The sequence below is a fragment of the Archangium lansingense genome (genome assembly GCF_026626635.1).
GTDB classification, from domain to species: Bacteria; Myxococcota; Myxococcia; order Myxococcales; family Myxococcaceae; genus Archangium; species Archangium lansingense.
In genome coordinates, this window is the sequence record NZ_JAPNKA010000001.1 from 6557763 (window position 1) to 6574515 (window position 16753).

General features: G+C 69.2%; 11 protein-coding genes. 4 read left to right on the forward strand and 7 right to left on the reverse strand.

The window, feature by feature from the left end; genetic code table 11:
- Positions 1 to 42 precede the first annotated feature (42 nt).
- Both OV287_RS26590 and OV287_RS26595 read right to left on the reverse strand, forming a co-directional pair.
- Entirely contained in the window at positions 43 to 1356 is a 1314-nt protein-coding gene (locus tag OV287_RS26590) for a PKD domain-containing protein (protein ID WP_267536843.1), read from the reverse strand.
- Between the two features lie 102 nt (positions 1357 to 1458).
- Complete coding sequence (locus OV287_RS26595; protein WP_267536844.1) at positions 1459 to 2043, reverse strand: hypothetical protein; 585 nt, start codon at positions 2041 to 2043, stop codon at positions 1459 to 1461.
- Between the two features lie 204 nt (positions 2044 to 2247).
- Between OV287_RS26595 and OV287_RS26600 the strand changes: the two genes are divergently transcribed.
- Positions 2248 to 3402, forward strand: a complete 1155-nt coding sequence (locus tag OV287_RS26600) for a class I SAM-dependent methyltransferase (protein ID WP_267536845.1) — start codon at positions 2248 to 2250, stop codon at positions 3400 to 3402.
- Positions 3403 to 3427: 25 nt separating this feature from the next.
- Here OV287_RS26600 and OV287_RS26605 read toward each other — a convergent pair whose 3' ends face one another.
- Positions 3428 to 5353 carry an ATP-binding protein gene (locus OV287_RS26605; RefSeq protein WP_267536846.1) on the reverse strand — a complete coding sequence of 642 codons (1926 nt, stop codon included), beginning with the start codon at positions 5351 to 5353 and terminating at the stop codon, positions 3428 to 3430.
- Positions 5354 to 5600: 247 nt separating this feature from the next.
- Here OV287_RS26605 and OV287_RS26610 point away from each other — a divergent pair, with 247 nt between their 5' ends.
- From OV287_RS26610 to OV287_RS26620, 3 genes are all read left to right on the forward strand, one after another.
- Positions 5601 to 6218 (forward strand): TIGR02265 family protein, encoded by a 618-nt coding sequence (locus tag OV287_RS26610; protein WP_267536847.1) that lies wholly within the window; start codon positions 5601 to 5603, stop codon positions 6216 to 6218.
- Positions 6219 to 6248: 30 nt separating this feature from the next.
- The gene (locus OV287_RS26615; RefSeq protein WP_267536848.1) at positions 6249 to 7013 is read left to right on the forward strand and encodes a DUF3592 domain-containing protein; all 765 of its coding nucleotides are present in this window, start codon (positions 6249 to 6251) and stop codon (positions 7011 to 7013) included.
- Positions 7014 to 7086: 73 nt separating this feature from the next.
- Positions 7087 to 8880 carry an N-acetylmuramoyl-L-alanine amidase gene (locus tag OV287_RS26620; protein WP_267536849.1) on the forward strand — a complete coding sequence of 598 codons (1794 nt, stop codon included), beginning with the start codon at positions 7087 to 7089 and terminating at the stop codon, positions 8878 to 8880.
- A gap of 34 nt (positions 8881 to 8914) precedes the next feature.
- Here the strand turns inward: OV287_RS26620 and OV287_RS26625 are convergent, their stop codons facing one another.
- The 4 genes from OV287_RS26625 to OV287_RS26640 form a co-directional block, all read right to left on the reverse strand.
- Positions 8915 to 13243: an AAA domain-containing protein gene (locus OV287_RS26625; RefSeq protein ID WP_267536850.1), complete on the reverse strand. Its 4329-nt coding sequence runs from the start codon at positions 13241 to 13243 to the stop codon at positions 8915 to 8917.
- Between the two features lie 130 nt (positions 13244 to 13373).
- Entirely contained in the window at positions 13374 to 14309 is a 936-nt protein-coding gene (locus tag OV287_RS26630; RefSeq protein ID WP_267536851.1) for an SDR family oxidoreductase, read from the reverse strand.
- 180 nt (positions 14310 to 14489) lie between these two features.
- The gene (locus OV287_RS26635) at positions 14490 to 15728 is read right to left on the reverse strand and encodes a matrixin family metalloprotease (protein WP_267536852.1); all 1239 of its coding nucleotides are present in this window, start codon (positions 15726 to 15728) and stop codon (positions 14490 to 14492) included.
- A 138-nt stretch (positions 15729 to 15866) separates the two neighbouring features.
- Complete coding sequence (locus OV287_RS26640; protein ID WP_267536853.1) at positions 15867 to 16748, reverse strand: sigma-70 family RNA polymerase sigma factor; 882 nt, start codon at positions 16746 to 16748, stop codon at positions 15867 to 15869.
- Positions 16749 to 16753: the final 5 nt, after the last annotated feature.

A 16753-nucleotide genomic window follows, 5' to 3' on the forward strand; every position in this document is an offset into this window, starting at 1 on the left:
TAGCGTGCTCCCGCTCCGGAAGTGGAGGCACTTGTGGGGGCCTCAGTTGTTCGGCGCGCCCGCGAGAATCCAGGAGCGGATGCGGGTGAGCTGGCCCGGATTGTTGTCGAAGTGGGACTCATTGCCCTGCGGCATCCGGATGCCGCAGACGGGGGTGGGGCCGAGCTTGTTCACCAGCAGGGACGTATCCGGATTGTTCGGCACCACGCGCGTGCGCACGACGCCGCTAGAGGGGCCGCAGGGGGCTCCAGCGGCAGGGGTGTTGACGAGGGATGCGTGGGAACTGCCTGCAAGCAGGTTCAATCCGCCGCGGCCAGCGCTGCTGTGGCAGCTCGTGCACTGCGCGTCCCAGATGGGCTGGAGGTCCCGGGCGTACTGGGGAACGGCGACCTGTACGTCCACCGTGCGCGTCACGGAGTCGACCCCATCGGACACGGTGAGCTCGATGGTGAAGGGCGTGGCCGCGCTGATATCGGGCGAGCGCCACTGGGTCGAGGAAGCCGTCGTACTCGTGAAGGTGCCCTGGCCCGCCGTGCTCGTGGTCCACGAGTAGGTAAGCGGATCCCCGTCCACATCGCTGGCGTTGATGGAGAGGTTGACGGTGTCACCGGCGATCACCGAGGTGGAGGAGATGGTGATGGCCGCGTCCACGTTGGGCGCGTTGTTGAGAGCGGGCACGTTGGCCACCGTCACGTCCACCGTGGCCTGGGCCGAGCCACCCTTTGCATCCGTGACCGTCACCTGCAGGGCGAAGGTCGTGTTGCTCGAGAGGAAGGGCGCCTTCCACGTGGGAGTCGCCCCGGTCGCGTTGCTGAAGGTGCCCGCCGGAGAGGCCGGAATCTGCGCCCAGGAGTAGGTGAGCGCATCGCCGTCCTGGTCGCTGGCGGTCGCCGAGAGGCTGGTGCTCGCGCCCTCGTCGATGGAGGTGGGCGTGGCCGCCACCTGGGTGATGGTGGGGAGGCGATTGGGGGCGGAGATGGTGAAGGAGATGGGCTCGGACGTGGTGGCGTTGCCTGCCGCATCGAAGGCCTTGGCGGTGAGCTGGTGGCTCCCCTGGGCTTCAGTCGAGGCGTCCCACGTGCATGAGAAGGTCTGGCCAGAGCTCTTGGCCGCCGCGTCCATGCAGACAGACTTGCCGGAGACGGAGAACTCGATCCGGGACACCTTGCCGGAATCGTCGTCGGCGGTGGCCTGAAGCGTCCGCTGGCCGGTAACGCTCTCTCCCGCCGTCACACCGCCCGTCACCCGGACGTTGGTGGGGGCCTGGGTGTCCTTCTCGTCGAACGGATCGCAGCCAATGCCCCCCAGGCTCAGCAGAAGTACCGCGTGCAACGATTTCTTCTGAAACGCGTGCATGAGTCTTCCTCGCTCTCGGGCACCGCTCGGGTGCCCGGAACTTCGGACTATCGCACGCCGGCCCCACGCGAATCTCCCCGCGAGGGCCTCTCCATCCTGGGCTCAGCCCTGCGGCACCGACCAGCTGCCCGTCCACTCCGTAGGATGGTCCGGGTGGAGCGAGGTGAGCTTGTAGTTGCAGTGCTTCTCGCCGCTCGGATCCGGGCTCCGGATGGTGTACAGCGGCGACAGGCGCGAGCCGCGCTCCGTGCCGGCGTACTGCACGTCGTACTCCTTGCTGGTGGTGTTCGTGCTGGTCGTCTCGCCGCGCTCGGTCTTGCGCGTCGTGGTGCACTCGGCCTCGAACTTCACCCGCCAGGTGCCCTTGTCGCCCACGCGCGGCACCTTCAGCTCGGCGCGCATCATGTACTCGCCCGGCGGCAGGTCCTCGGCGTTGGTGCCGAGGAACTCCGTGCAGTCACGGCCCTGGCCCTTGCAGATGCCGATGCTCTGATCGTTGTAGGGCTGAACGCCCTCGCGCACATCCGAGAGCAGCGGGCCCACCAGGCCCTGCTCGAAGGACGTGAGTCCCGCCGTGCTCCCCTGCGAAGACGAAGAAGTCGTGGAGCAGTCCGCCGCGCTGGCCGTGCCTCCTCCTTTACACGAGATGAGCGCGCCCGCCGTGGCAATCAGGATGAGTGTCCGCATGTTCCCCCCCTCTTCACGAGGTGTTGAATAACGGATGCTCTTAACACACCGGCTCCGGGGGCGCGCTGTGAAGGATTTCACACATGCTCACGCGCACTCACGTACAGTGGCCGGCCACCACGCGCCAGGCCGGGGGGGAGACAAGGCCGCGCCGTGCGGGCTCCATTCCCTCTGGAGGGCACTCATCCTTTCCGGAGAAACAGCATGGATGCACCTATGTCGTTCCGTCTCAACCCGAAGGGCCCGGTTGCCGCACGCTATGCCGCCGGCAAGGTCCCGATGACCACCCTCATCGAGGACTACATCCACGAGCGGCTCGACATCGAGGGGGACTTCCGCACCTTCATCCGCGAGCGGCACTCGGTGGCCGACTACAAGTTCGTCGCGGACCACTTCAAGTTCCTGCTCACCAACTTCCTGCCCGAGGTGCTCATCCACTCGCAGGAGCAGGACCTCCGCATCGGGCGCGAGCACTACGACCGGGGCAACGACTTCTTCGGCTGGTTCCTCGGACCGCGGATGATCTACACGTCCGGCTTCTTCACCTCGCCCAACCAGACCCTGGAGCAGGCGCAGGATCAGAAGATGCAGCTGGTCTGCGACAAGCTGCAGCTCAAGAAGGGCGAGCGCTACCTCGACATCGGTTGTGGCTGGGGAACGCTGGTGGCGACCGCCGCCAGGGACTACGGCGTGGATGCAACGGGCATCACCATCGCGCAGAAGGGTGCCGCGTACGGCACGGAGCAGATCCAGCGCATGGGCGTGAGCGAGCGCGCCCGCATCCTCACGCTGGACTACCGCGACATCCCGGCCGGCCCGTACGACAAGATCTCCTGCCTGGAGATGGCCGAGCACGTCGGCGTGAGGAAGTTCCAGGACTTCATGAAGCAGGTGTACGGGATGCTCGCCGATGACGGGCTCTTCTACCTGCAGATCGCCGGGTTGCGCGCCAAGAAGGGCACCCTGGGCTTCCACTTCGAGGATCTGGTGTGGGGCCTCTTCATGAACAAGTACATCTTCCCGGGCGCTGACGCCTCGATGCCGCTGTCCTTCGTGGTGAGCAACCTGGAGACCGCGGGCTTCGAGATCCACAGCGTGGAGAACGTGGGCATCCACTACTCGCTCACCATCTCGCGCTGGTACGACAACTGGATGGCCAACCGCGCGGACGTCGTGAAGACCTACGGCGAGTGGTGGTTCCGCCTCTGGCAGATGTTCCTCGGCTGGTCCGTGGAGATCGCCGCCCAGGGCGCGTCCACCTGCTTCCAGGTCGTCGCCAACAAGAACCTCGATGGCTTCAACCGCATGCGGTGGGTCGGCGCCACGAACCTGGGGGAGCGCGACCTGAAGTCCAAGTAAGGACGTGGACCGGGGATCGCCGCCGTCAGATGCGGTGATCCTCGGTCTGCATGGGCAGCTCGATGGTGAAGGTGGCGCCCTTGCCGGCGCCATCGCTCTCGCAGGTGAGGCTCCCGGCCATCTCGATGGCGGACAGTGCGCTGATGTGCAGCCCGAAGCCGTGGCCGCCCTTCTTGGTGGTGAAGCCCTGCGAGAAGATGCGCGCCTGGTGCTCCGGGGGGATGCCCGGGCCGTTGTCGGCAATCTGGATGCGCAGCCGATCGTCGGGCGCGGGCTCGACGCGGATGGTGATGCGCTTGTTCTCCTGGCCGCTGTCGATCAGCGCGTGCTGCGCGTTGCTCAGCAGGTTGAGGATGATCTGCAGCAGCTTGTGCCGATCCAGCAGGATGGGCGGCACGTCGGCGTACTCGCGGCGCACCTCGATGCCATGGCGGGAGAAGGAGACGGACTGCAGGCGCAGGGCGTCGTCGATGAGCCGTGTCACCGACATCAGCTCCACCATGCCGGCGAAGCGCGCGTGTTCCTGCTGCATGCTGACGATGGATTTGACGTGCTCGAGTCCCTCGGTGAGCGTCTGCTGCTCGGTCAGCAGCGCCTGCTGCTCCTCGGAGAGCTGGTCCGCCAGGGCGATGAGGTAGGCCGGGAGCTGCCGGCCGCGGGGATCCGTGGCGAGGAAGGTGCTCAAGTCGCTGGAGTGCTCGCGCAGCAGCTCCGCGGAACGGACGAGCCCTCCCACCCTCAGGCTCCGGATGCGCTCGGTGACGAGGTTGGCCGAGACGTTGACGCTGTTGAGGGTGTTGCCCACGTTGTGCAGCAGGCCGGTGGCCACCTCGGCCATGCCCGCGTGGCGTGAGACATCCAGCAGGCTGCGGTGCATCTCGCCGAGCTTGATCTCCGCCTCCTTGCGCTCGGTGATGTCCCGCCCGAAGAGCGTCAACCCCAGCGGCCGGCCGTCCTCGCCGAAGACGGGGTTGAAGGAGATGTCCAGGATCTGCATGCGGCCCCCTCGCACCTGGGTGTCCTCGATCCTCACCCGCTGCCCGCTGAAGGCCTTCTCGACACACCGCTGCCAGCCCTCCTGGTGGTGCGCGGGGGCGTGGATGAGCAAGGGCTCGCCCGGCTGCGGCTCCTTCCCGTAGTGCTCGCGGTAGGCCCGCAGCAGCGCCGAGTTGGCGACGATGAGCCGCCCCTCCGCGTCGAGCGAGCACACCTGATCCTCGGTGTTCTCGATGAGGCTCTGCAGCTTGCGCTCGCTCTCCTTCAGCGTGCGCAGCGCCTGCTCGCGCGCCGCGTGGGCCTGGTTGCGCGCGGCCGTGTGCAGCCAGCTCACCGCCCAGATGCACATCATGCAGAGGGCCGCGAGGAGATCCACGATCCACAGGTTGCCCAGGTGGAGGGGCTCGGTTGCACGGGCGCTGAAGTGGATGGGGTGGATGAGGCCCACGAACAGGGCCACGGGCACGGTGAGGATGAACCCCAGGCGCGCCCCCATCAGGTACACCGACATCGCGGGCAGGAGCATGCTCGCTGCGTGCGAGGCCGAGAAGGCCCGGGTGCTGGTGATGCAGTTGAACACGAACGAGGCGGCGATGGTCGAGCAGATGATCAGCGCGGACAGCTCGTGGGAGGTGCGCCGCCGCAGCATCACCAGCGCCGCCATGTTCATGGAGAAGGAGAAGAGCCCGATCGTGCCGTGCATCCATGGCTGGGGGCTGATGGGCAGGGCGAGCAGCAGCACCGTGTCGATCAGCATCAGCCCCAGGGCGATGCACACCAGCAGGCGGCAGCGGATGACATCCTCCGGTGCGGCCCGGCGCAGGGACTCCGACAGGAAGACGTCCAGTCGCGTGAGGATCCACCCCCCCAGCTTCTGATTCCAACGCCCCAGCCCGTGTGATCTCACGGGCTCCGGAACAGGCTGTCCCGCCTTGATGGTGGAAGTGCTCGACATGACGAAGGTGCGTCCCCCACGCCCGCGAGCCCGCGGACGGTATGTCTTCAATCATACACTGTCAGCGTGAAGGGCTCCCCCCCGCGTGGAGGTGGGTTCCCGAGGGGGAGTGCCTGCTTGGGGCGCATCCGGGAGTCCGGCCTCGGCTCCATCTGTTTCGGATCCAAATCTCCGGGATGGCTCTTCGTGCGGGAGGCGCCTGGCTCTCCGATATTAGGGGGGAGGTAGCCCGGGAGGGGCGTTGCACATGAGGCGTGAGACCGGCGCGGCCCCGGAAGAGGTCGGGGCCGAACGGGAGCTGGAACGGAGACTGATACTGGCCACGCCGGCGGACAGCGTGCGCGGGATGTTCTTCCGCAGCGTGCTGGAGGTGATGTGGGCACTGGGGGACGAGGCGTCCGTGGAGCACTGCGTCGAAGTGTGTGGGAGGCGCAAGTTCGCGGACTTCACCTGCTACCCGACGAGCGACTTCCTGCTGTTGCTCTGGACGGCGGCCCGGTTGCTGGGCACCGCGTACGGGGACTTCCCGGGAGCGCTGCGGGCGCTGGGGCGCCGGGGGGCCACGGATCTCTTCGCCTCCTCGACGGGCAGGCCGCTGCAGTCCCTGATGGCGGGCAACCCGCAGCGGCTGTTGGACAGCCTCCCCATGGCGTACGCGGCAGCCTCGGCCAATGGCGGCAGTTGCGTGGTGGTGTGGGCTCGGTCGGGCAGCGCCCTGGTGCGGCTGGAGCAGGACTTCCTCCCCCGTGCGTATGTGGAGGGCGCGCTGGCGGCAGCGCTCGAGGTGGTGGGCACGCGCGAGCCGCGGGTGTGGAGCCGGCAGTTGGAGCCTCTCTCCAGCGAGTACGTGTTGTCCTGGGGGTGAGATGTGCGGGGCTGGGTGTAGGATGGGGCCATGCAGCTCGCCATCCCCCAGGCCCCCCGACGCGTTCCCCTCTCGAAGGTGCCCGGCGCCATTGCCCGGCTCGTCCGCGTTGTGGCCGTGGGGTTGGTGGTGATGGCGGTGCTCGGCGCGGGCGCGGGTGCGCTGGGCCGCTTCGTGGTGGAGGAGCAGGCCTTCCTCTCGCGGGCCGAGGAGCTGGAAGGCCAGCTGGCGGCGCTGACGCTCCCGCCTCGGGGCGAGCGAGAGGGCGCCGAGGCGACGCTGGAGGTGCTCTACGCCGTGGGGAAGATGCAGTACTCGGCCAGTGGGGTTCGCACCTACGCTGAGTACGCCGAGGGCCTGGGACCCGGGGCTCGCGTCCGGCTGCTGGTGGATCCGCGCGTGCCGGAGAAGCCTCGCGAGGCGGGGTACGTGCGCGCGCGCGCGAAGACGCTGGGACTGGTGCCTTGGGGCCTGGCGCTCGGGGCGCTCGTGGGCGCGGGCCTCTTCGCCAGGGAGCTGCGGCGGACGTTGCGCGCGGAGCTGGAGCCGCTGCGCAAGGGCATGTTGGTGTGGCTGACGCCGGACGGCCCGCTGCCGGAGTCGAGCCGGGAGGTGCTCTTTCCGGCCAGCTACTGGAAGCAGGACCAGAAGCACGCGGTGCGCGCGCGCCTGCGTCCCGGCCGGGCTCCGGTGCGCAACGGGGACAAGGTGCTGGCGGCGGTGCTGTCCTCGCTGCCCGGCCAGGCCCGGGTCATTGACGAGGAGCTGGCGCGGACCCTGGGGTGGGTGCGCTGAGGGGCGAAAATTTGCGGGGGTAGGGGGGCCGTGACACACACCTGTAGCCCTCGCCGTCCTTGGAGGACCGACCATGCTCCCGCGCTTCGTCCTGCTCCTGGCCTTGCTGCTGCCGATCGCCACCCAGGCGAAACGGGATCCGGCAGAGACCTCCTACGAGGAGGCGCGCCGGTCGTACTACGCCCTCAAGGATGACGCCGCGCGGCGCAAGCTGCGGCACCACTGGCTCAAGGTGGCGGCTCGGTTCGAGGCCGTGGCCGCCAACCATCCCAAGAGCCCGCGGGCTCCGGACGCGCTCTACACCGCCGCGGAGCTGCTCAACGAGCTGAGCCGCATCTCCTTCGTCGCCGAGGATCAGCAGGCGGCCATCGCCGACTACACGCGCGTGGTGGAGTCCCACCCGCGGCACCGGCTGGCGGACGACGCGGCATTGACGCTCGCGCGCATGTACTTCGAGCGGATGGATCAGCCCGAGGCCGCGCGTCGCGTCATCAACGGCAGCCTCAAGGCCAATCCCAAGGGAGATCGCGTCCGGGATCTGAAGGCGCTGCTGGCCTCGCTGCCTCCGCCCCCCGCGCCCAAGGCACCGGCTCCCGCGCGTGAGAAGACCCCGGCCCGGACTCCTCCGGAGTCGTCGCCCGCGCCCGCCGTGGCCACCACCCAGCCCTCCAAGCCGGCCACCTCCGAGCCGCTTCCGGTGATCCGCGTCGATCTGTCCAAGCAGGCCGAGTCGCAGCCGGCTCCCGCTCAGCAGACCGTGGCCTCCGCCGCGGCGGGGGAGAAGCCCAGCACGTCGCCGCTGCTCGACGCCATTGGCCGGCACTCGCGTGAGCCTGGCTCCACCGCGCAGGCGCCGCAGCCGACTCCTGCTCCGGAGTCGAAGCCCGCGGAGGAGCCCGTGAAGGTGGCGGAGCAGCCCACGAAGCCGGTGGAGCAGCCCGTGAAGGTGGCGGAGCAGCCCGTGAAGCCCTCCGTGGAGCCCACGAAGCCGGCGGTGGTGGAGCCCGTGAAGGTGGCGGAGCAGCCCACGAAGCCGGTGGAGCCGCCCACCAGCGCTCTCGCGTCGAACAAGTCCGTCACCGCTCCGGTGGACGAGCACGTCGCCCAGGCCCGCCTGAAGGCGGCGGCCAAGGTGTCCCATAACGCCGAGCTGACGCTGGCCGAGCAGCTCGGGCTGAAGGTGCGCCGGGTGGTGATCGACGCAGGGCACGGTGGCCACGACACGGGTGCCATCGGCCGCAAGGGCACGAAGGAGAAGGACGTGACGCTGGCCATCGCGCAGAAGCTGGCGCGCGAGCTGCGCACCCGGGGGCTGGAGGTGATGCTCACCCGTGACGGCGATCGCTACCTCAAGCTGGAGGAGCGCGCGCGCATGGCCAACGAGCTGAGGGGTGATCTCTTCATCTCCATCCATTGCAACTCGGCGCCCACCTCGAAGCTGCGCGGCATCGAGACGTATACGCTCAACACGTCCGCGGACCGCTACTCCATCCGCCTGGCGGCGCGCGAGAACGCGTCCTCGGAGAAGGGCATCAGCGATCTGCAGTTCATCCTCGCGGACCTGGCCACCAAGGCCAACACGGAGGAGTCCACGCGGCTGGCCACCCGAGTGCAGAAGAGCCTCGTGAGCCACCTGTCCAGCCAGTACAAGGGCGTGAAGGATCTGGGCACCAAGGAGGCGCTCTTCTACGTGCTGCTGGGCACGAAGATGCCGGCCATCCTCGTGGAGACGTCCTTCCTGTCCCACGCCGAGGAGGAGAGCCGCCTCGCCTCGGACACGTACCAGGAGGACGTGGCCCAGGCCATTGCCCACGGCGTGGAGGACTTCCTCGGCCGGCGTCAGCTCGCCAAGGTGCAGGTGGATTAGCGGCGCACCCTTCGGACGGAAGCCTGCCCCCGGTTCAGTTGAGGACGCGGCGCAGCTCTCCTCGGGCCGGAGTCTCCGACACGGGCGGCTGGCGAGCGATCTGCTCGCTGGCGGCCTGGAGCACCTTCTCCCGAGCGCCCTCGGGATCTCGGAAGAAGTGCGGCGTCCACAGCCGCACCAGCTTCCAGCCCTGGCCCTCCAGGATGGCCGTGCGGAACAGATCCCACTCCACCGGGTCCGCCGCCTTCGGGTAGCGCGTGCCATCGCACAGCACGCCCACCGTGACGTCCCCGGGGCGGCGGGGGTGCTGCAGGGCCACGTCCACGCAGAAGCCGTCGTTGCCCCAGTGCACGTCCGAGGATACGCCGTGCGTCCGCGCCAGGTTCTCCGCCAGCGCCCGTGCGAAGTCCGAGCCCGCTTCCGTCTCGCGCTCGCGCACCACAGGCTCCGGCTGCTCCCGCACTTCCTCTGTCTGCCCGGACTCGCGCGCGTACTCCTCCGCGAGCCGCTCCGCGTACTGGAGGTAGGCGAAGAGCAGCCAGCCCCCGTTCGGCTTGCGGCCCTGTTCCACCGGAGGCAGCGCCGAGTAGACCTCGCGCGGGATGGACGACACCAGGTGCACCTGCTGCCGCGCCCGCGTCACCAGCACGTTCAGCCGCCGCCCTCCGCCCGCGCTCCCCAGCGGCCCGAAGCGCTTATAGAAGCGCCCCTTCGCGTCGGGGCCGTACGTGGTGCTGATGATGATGTGATCGCGCTCGTCGCCTTGGACGTTCTCCAGGTTCTTCACGAAGAGCCCCTCGAACGAGCCCTCGCCGCGCCGCACCCGTGCTGCCGCCAGCTTCGCCGCGAAGTCCGCGTCCGCCGCCGCCAGTTCCTCCAGCACCTCGATGATGGCGTCGCGCTGCGTCAGGTTGAAGCACGCCACGCCGATGGACGGCGGCTCCGGATGCGAGAGCAGCTCCTTCACCAGTGTGCCCACCGCCCGCGCCTCCACCACGTTCACCCGCTTCTCGTACAGGCCTCCCGCGTGGATGAGCCGCAGCGGCGCGTGCTCCACCTGGTTGGACGGGTGCCCCGGAATGGCCTGCAGCCGCGAGTCATAGAAGTGCTCGTTGCTGAACCCGATGAGATCCTCGTTCTGAGAGCGGTAGTGCACGTCCAGGTAGCACTGGTCGATCTCCAGGTTCAGCGCCGCGCCGAGCAGATCCTCCACCTCCGACTGCTGATCCTCGAAGAGGCCCTGCTCGTCCTCGGTGTCCAGCTCCTCCTGGCTCTGCACGACCGCGGTCTCGAAGAAGCGCGTGGGCGGCAGTTGCTTGGGATCTCCCGCGATGACCACCCGCTTCGCCCGCGTCAGCACCGGCAGCGCCTCCTCCAGCCGGCACTGTGAGGACTCGTCGAAGATGACCACGTCGAAGAGCTCCCGCCGGGGGAAGATCTGCGCCACCGTCTGGGGGCTCGCCATCCACACCGGCCGCATATCGAAGAGGGGATCTCCTCCCTCGACGCTCGCGCCCGCGGCGATGACCTGGCGTACCCGTAGCGCGCGCTCGCCCCGCAGCAACAGGCGCCGGCGCAGCTCCGCGCCCAATCCGTTGAGCCGTCCTCCCGTGGCGGCCAACAGCCGATCTCGCTGACACTCCGTCCAACGGTGGAGGATGACGTCGCGCACCAGCTCGCGCTTGCGTGCCTCCAGGGCCCGGTAGCGCGTCTGGCTCGCGTGGATGCGGTCCGCGTCGATGTGCTGGAGCACCGGGCTCTCTTTCACCCGCGCGGACACCTCAGCGGCCAGCACGGCCTTGCGCACCGCGCACCAGCCGCTCTCCGCGTCCGCACCGGCCAGGGCCAGCTTCCCGGCCGCCGTGCCGAGCGCCGGAGGCAGTCCGGCCAACAGGGTTTGGATTCGCAGCAGCCCCTCCACGCTGGACAGCCGCGCCGCGAGTGACACGAGGAGTGGCTGCACCTGTTCGCCCGCGCGCAGCGCCCGGCTCCGGCTCGTGCGCCAGTCGGAGGCGAAGAGGCCCACCTCGGCCAGCCGGGACTCCAGCCGGACCACGGCCTCGCTCCGGGTGGCGGACTGGCGCAGACCCGCGAGCAGGCGTGCCCGCGCCGTGTCGTCGGCCTTCAACGCGTCCCGGACCGCCTGTCGGCAGGAGGCGAATACCGGCCGCTCCAGTTGCAACAGCACCTCGAAGAGCGCGGTATGGGTCCTCAATCCACGGGCGAGCGCTTCATCCGTGAGGGGCTCATTCGGGCCCGGGGCGAGCACGCCGTGATGGAACTCAGTGAGCAGAAGTCGTGCTCGCACACCCGTGAGGAAGCGGGAGACGCGCTCAGCGGTCTCGGCCCCCACGGTGAGTCCGAAGCGCCTGAGCACCTCGGCGGCCTTCGCCCGGCGGGTGAAGAAGAAGAGGAAGCGGTACCACTTGCGCGCCACCAGCAGCCAGGACGCGAGGAACGCCAGCGACTGCCCCAGAGCGCTCAAGCCCAGTGGCTCCGAGCGGTGCACCAGGGCCAGCTCCGTGTCCAGCGGGCCCTCGTTCAGCACCTTCATCTGCGGCGCCAGGCCCTCGAGCTGGGTCTTCGTCGCCTGCACGGCCTCGGACATGGACGAGGCCCAGCGCATCAGCCATTCGGGACGCGCCTCCTGCAGCACTCGCTCCAGCTTGTCGGCGAGCTCGGCACGCGCCCGGCCCTCGGCAGCTACGTCTCCCGTGGGAGAGAAGGCCGGGATGTCCGGCGAGGCCTGGGCATCCGCCTCGCGCGCGGCCTCCACGGCGGATGCCATCCGCTCGCGGTACGTGGCAAGCGGCGTGGACAGGTAATCCCTCAGCTCGGTGCCGAGCGAGGTGCGCCAGGGGTTGTCCGGGTAGCCCTCCTTCCCGGCACGCTCCAGCACTTCGCGCACCTCGCGCTCGTGGGGGCGCGACTCGGCCAGACGGAACGAGCCGAGGGACTCCGTCGCGCCGGCCAGCGACGCCTGAGCCTCCTGGCCGAACCAACTGCCCACCAGCTCGTGGAAGGAGGGCTCGGTGCCTCCGGCGGGCCGCTCGGAGAGGGCTCGATCGGCGGAGGACAGCTCGTCGTGGAGCGCCTGCATCTCGGTGTCCACGCGGGAGAGCTCGGCCTTGGCGGCCGGGTTGATCCTGGACTCGGTCAGGTTGTCGAGCTGCTCGCGGATGCCGAGGTAGAGCTCGCGTTGGTCTCTCTGTGCGTCGTGCACCACCGCGCAGAGCGAGCCCAGGCCGAGGTGCTCCAACCGATGCTTCACGACATCGAGCGCGGTGCGCTTGTCGCAGACGAGGAGGACGCGCTCCCCGCGAGCGAGGTGGTCTCCGATGGCGTTGGCGATGGTCTGTGACTTGCCCGTACCGGGAGGTCCATGGACCACGAGTCCCCGGCTGCTGCGAGCAAGCCGCACCGCCCGAGACTGGCAGGGGTCCGCGTGAGAGACGAGCCGGTCCTCACCCGCGCGCCAGGAGCCCTGGGTTGCCGTGTCCTTCTTGGGCGTGCCTTGGGCGCCTAGAGAGACGCTCACGCGCAGGAAGCTCTCGATGGGACCCTGGACGGGCTCGCCGTCCACGAGGGCCCGCATGTCATCCACGAGGCTCTGGTTGGACAGGGGATAGAGGCCGAGCACGGCGCACGGGAGGATGGCAGCGCCGGCCGTGGTCTCGTCCTCGGAGCGCGGGGTAGGGGAGAGAAGCGTCTCCGGGGTGAAGGGCGCGGGGGCGGGCAGCTCCAGGGCACTGGCCACGGCGTTGGATAGCTCGTTGAGCTCGCGCCAGGGATCCTGGCCCTCCTCGTCGGCGAACAGCTCTCCGAGTCGCTTGCCCGTCTGCCGCTCCACCCAGGCGATGAGGGCGGTGTTGGGCATGACCCGATCCGCACCGTCGGCGGCGGACTCGAGCTCCAGGCCCGGCGTGCGGCCCTTCTTGAGGGTGAGGCGCACGGGGATGAATGCGATAGGAGCCAGGACGCGCTTGGTGCTGGCAAAGCCCCGTGAGTCTTTCGAGCCCGGAGGCAGGTGGAGCAGGGGAAAGCCGACGTGGAGCACCTGGGCCCCGGTGTCCTGCTCGAAGGTGCGGGCGTCCTCGGTGATGGTGTTCAGCTTGCGCAGCAACGCCTGCCGCTCGTCGTCCTCACGCCTGGACGGAGCGTCCGCGTCATCCTTCGAGGAGCTCGTGGCGCGCACGGAGAGCTTCACCGTGGCCTTCTCCCCGAGCAGCCCGGCCAGTACGGCTTGGGGCGGGGTGCCATCCAGACGGCTCAGCAGCGTGAGGTCCACGCGCTGGCGGCTGTTGTGCGGACGGCAGTTGATACTCGGGCCCGACGCGAGCGAGGCGTACAGGCGATCGAGCATTTTCTCGAGGAAGCGGTTGCGGGGCTCCGACGACAGGGCGCACCTCCTGGGATGGGGCACGTCCTATCACAACGGCAGGAGGCCTTCCGGCACCGGCTTCGTAGTGCCGGGCCCGGCTGTACCGGGTTCCTCAGCTCGCTGCGGCCGAGCGCCACCGGGCGAGCGTGTCCCGCACGTACTCCCCGTAGCTCCGGGGAGGACGACCGAGCAGCTCCGTGGTGCGTGCGACGCTGCGGGGATCGGTCGGCACGTAGAAGCGCGAGATCATCCGGTAGGTGTTGAGGAAGTCCTCCTGCTTGCGGCCCGAGAGGTGCTCGCGCAGCGGGCGCGTCCAGGTCTGCTCGTCGTCACCCGTGTAGCGCACCTCGCGGCCCAGCGCGGCGCTCCACACCGCCGCGCACGCGGGCCCCGAGAAGGTCGCCGGCCCGTCCACCGGGTGTGTTCCCGAGGGGATGGACGGGTCGAGCATCGCTCGGGCTGCGGCGTCGCCCACGTCACGCACGTCCACCCGGTTGAGGCCCTTGTGTCCCAGAGGCTGGGAGAAGATGCCCTCCAGCAGCTGCTCGCGGAACAGCTCGTCGTTCTGGCAGAAGTTGGAGGGCATGAGCAGGACTGGATGGGTCCGCGAGTGGCGGACGCGCTCGGCGATGGCGAACTTCGGCCGGTAGTGCGGAGCCATGCGGCCAAACGCCCCCCGCTTGAGGGCGCGCACCATGCGGTTCGGCCCGTCCACGTGGACCCCCACGAAGACGAGGCGCGCGCCGGCCGTCTCGCACGCCTCCACGACGTTGCGGGCCAGCTGCTCCTCATCCTCCTCATGCGGGGAGGAGTAGAAGGTGGAGGCTACGCCGTCCATGGCCCGCGCGAGACAGGCGCGATCCCGCACGTCGCCCACCAGCCGTTCTACGGTGTCGGGCAGGTAGGCGAGTCCGTTCGAGGTGCGCGTGAGGATGCGCACGCGAGCACCCGCGTCCAGCAGGGCACGGGTGACTTCGCTGCCGACGGTGCCCCGGGCCCCGAGGACCAGGACGGTGCGCTGCGCGGTGTGGACGGATGGACCCTGCATGATTTCCCCCCGGGTGTGCGGGGCTCGTGCCCCGGCGTAGATGGCGAGGGACATAGCCGCCGCGGGGCGGGGAGGTGCAATGGCCCTCCGCGACAGGGGAGGGCGTATCGTCCTTTGGTCAGCGGAATGCGCGCGCTGTGTTCACTTTGGAGAGTGGCTTCACGCGCGCAAGCAGCTCGCTCAGTACGGATAGAGCTCCGCCGCCGCCTGCGCGTCGCAGGACGTGAGGGCGGCCGTACACTGGGTGGGGTCCGTGTACATGATCGAGTTGCAGTTGGAGTGGTGGTAGAAGCCGAGGGAGTGCCCGATCTCGTGGAGCGTGACGGTCTTCGCGTAGTGCGCACCCGTGTAGTACGTGTTGTTCAGCTGGATGGTGCTTCGGGTCATGCAGCTGCCCGACCAGGAGTTCCCCGCGTACCCGTACCAGCCGGTGTAGCCGTAGTAGGCCTCGTAAACCGTGACGTCGGAGGTGCCGCTGGAACGCCAGTGGAGATACAAGCTGTTGTTGATGCTCGTGTGCATCCACGCGTTCATGGAGTCGCCGACCGGCCAACGCGTGCCCGTGTAGTCCGTGAAGGTGACGTTGGTGGGGTTACGGCACCACTTGTAGCCGAAGCGTGCAAGCCCGCACCAGCTCTGGGCGCTCACCGTGTCGGGGCCCGCTTTGAACAGGGGCTCCTCGCGCGTGTCGGGGCCCATGTACTGGACGGCCCGTGCGCGGGCCTCGACCCGGTCGAGCAGCGCGTCGACCGACTTGCCTTGAACGAGGCCGTCTTGCACCAGGACTCGACCCAGCGGTCCGCCGGTCACGGAGTAGACGCCCGTCATGGAGCTCGCGGCCATGGGCTTGGTGCCCCCTTGCGGCGTGAGGAAGAGGACCGCCTGCTCGCCCACCTTCGGCAGCGGGTTGTCCTTCGGCGCGAGCGTGCATCCGTCGGAGAGCAGGCCGCCGGGGAACATGACGTCCACGGTGGCCCCCTGCGCGATCACCCCGCCCGAGGCGGTCTTGAGCTCCAGCGAGGAGCGCGCGAGGTCGTTGATCCTCACGGTTGCGATGGTCACCGGAAGGTCGGTGTAGATGCCGCTGGCCTCTCCGGAGGGTTGCCCCTCCAGCTTGGACTGCGCGTAGGTGCGGATGACGTCGAAGCGCGTGGACTCCACCCGACCGCCGATGATCAACGCCGAGTGGTCGGTCAGGTCCTCGACCGAACCCTCGTGGCGGATCCAGTCCATCTCGAGCGTGTGCTCCATTCCTTCAGCGTGCGCGTGGGTGGGCCTCGGCGTCCCGGGCACCCATGCCGTCACGTGAGCGTCCTTCGAAGCGGGCTCGCTCGATTCATCCACTCCGCTGCTGGTGCATCCCACCATTCCCAACAGCGCCAAGGGCACGACCCAGGAACGCGTTTGTTTCCTCGTCACGATCATCTCCTTAGGTGAAACACGGACACTTCCCCGTAAGGACGGAGAAACGTGGCGCTCGTCCCACGAGAATCTGAAAAAAAGTGCCGGGGCTGCCACGGCGGAAAAAAGTGCTCGTGGCGGAGGCTGACGGGCCCATCAGTCCGTCATGAGCACGCGCAGGCTGACGTCGAGCTGGCTGCCTACGAGGCGCAGCAGGCTGTCCAGCTCGTCGGGCGCCAGCCTCAGCCGTACCGTCAGCTCCTCGCGGGTGAGCGCCAGCAGCCGATCGCGAGCGCGGGCAATCCAGCGCGCCACGGTGGAGCGGGGCGCCTGGTAGGTGGCGCTCACCGCGTCCATGGACAGGCCATGCACGTGGTGCAGCCGCAGCAGGTTGCGCTCCCGGGCCTCCAGCCGGCCCAGCGCGGCGCGGAAGGCCGCGCGGAAGTCCTCCTGGTGCCGCTCGCGGATGAAGGCCAGCTCAGGGTCCGCGCCCAGCCGCTCCGCCAGCGCCACCGGGGCCTCCTCCATGGGCCGCTCGCGTGGCGCGGCGCGTTGCAGATCGATGTGGAGCCGCAGCGCCACCGCCCGCACCCACTGCCCCAGCGGGCCGCGCCCGGAATAGGAGGCCAGCTTCGGCGGTGCCCCGTCCACCGGGACGAGCAGCCGCTGGCGCAGCATCTGCCGCAGCTCGTCCACGAAGGAGGGGTCCTCGCGCGGTAGCCACGTCCCCACCTGGGACAGCACGTGCGCGTCGAGCGCCTCGAGCGCCCGCGCCTCCCCCCGCACGCAGGCGAAGGCGAGGAAGACATCCTCCGCGCGCAGGCTGACGAGCACCTCGCGGGCCTCGCCCGTGGAGGGCAACCGCTCCGCCACGTGGGCCAGGAAGGCCCCCGCGTCCATGCCCACCTCCGGCCACGCCTCGCGCGCCTGTCGCACCAGCCCCGCGAGTGTTTCCTCGAGGCCGGGAAGCGCCCGCAGCGCAGGGACGAGCGCGCGCGGCGCCCGCGACAGGAAGGACTCGGTGTGCTCGGACGTCACGGACC

Bases quoted from the DNA above. Each gene is read 5' to 3' on its own strand.
- OV287_RS26590 (WP_267536843.1), bottom strand. From the start codon at position 1,356: ATGCACGCGTTTCAGAAGAAATCGTTGCACGCGGTACTTCTGCTGAGC.
- OV287_RS26595 (WP_267536844.1), bottom strand. From the start codon at position 2,043: ATGCGGACACTCATCCTGATTGCCACGGCGGGCGCGCTCATCTCGTGT.
- OV287_RS26600 (WP_267536845.1), top strand. From the start codon at position 2,248: ATGGATGCACCTATGTCGTTCCGTCTCAACCCGAAGGGCCCGGTTGCC.
- OV287_RS26605 (WP_267536846.1), bottom strand. From the start codon at position 5,353: ATGTCGAGCACTTCCACCATCAAGGCGGGACAGCCTGTTCCGGAGCCC.
- OV287_RS26610 (WP_267536847.1), top strand. From the start codon at position 5,601: ATGAGGCGTGAGACCGGCGCGGCCCCGGAAGAGGTCGGGGCCGAACGG.
- OV287_RS26615 (WP_267536848.1), top strand. From the start codon at position 6,249: ATGCAGCTCGCCATCCCCCAGGCCCCCCGACGCGTTCCCCTCTCGAAG.
- OV287_RS26620 (WP_267536849.1), top strand. From the start codon at position 7,087: ATGCTCCCGCGCTTCGTCCTGCTCCTGGCCTTGCTGCTGCCGATCGCC.
- OV287_RS26625 (WP_267536850.1), bottom strand. From the start codon at position 13,243: ATGCTCGATCGCCTGTACGCCTCGCTCGCGTCGGGCCCGAGTATCAAC.
- OV287_RS26630 (WP_267536851.1), bottom strand. From the start codon at position 14,309: ATGCAGGGTCCATCCGTCCACACCGCGCAGCGCACCGTCCTGGTCCTC.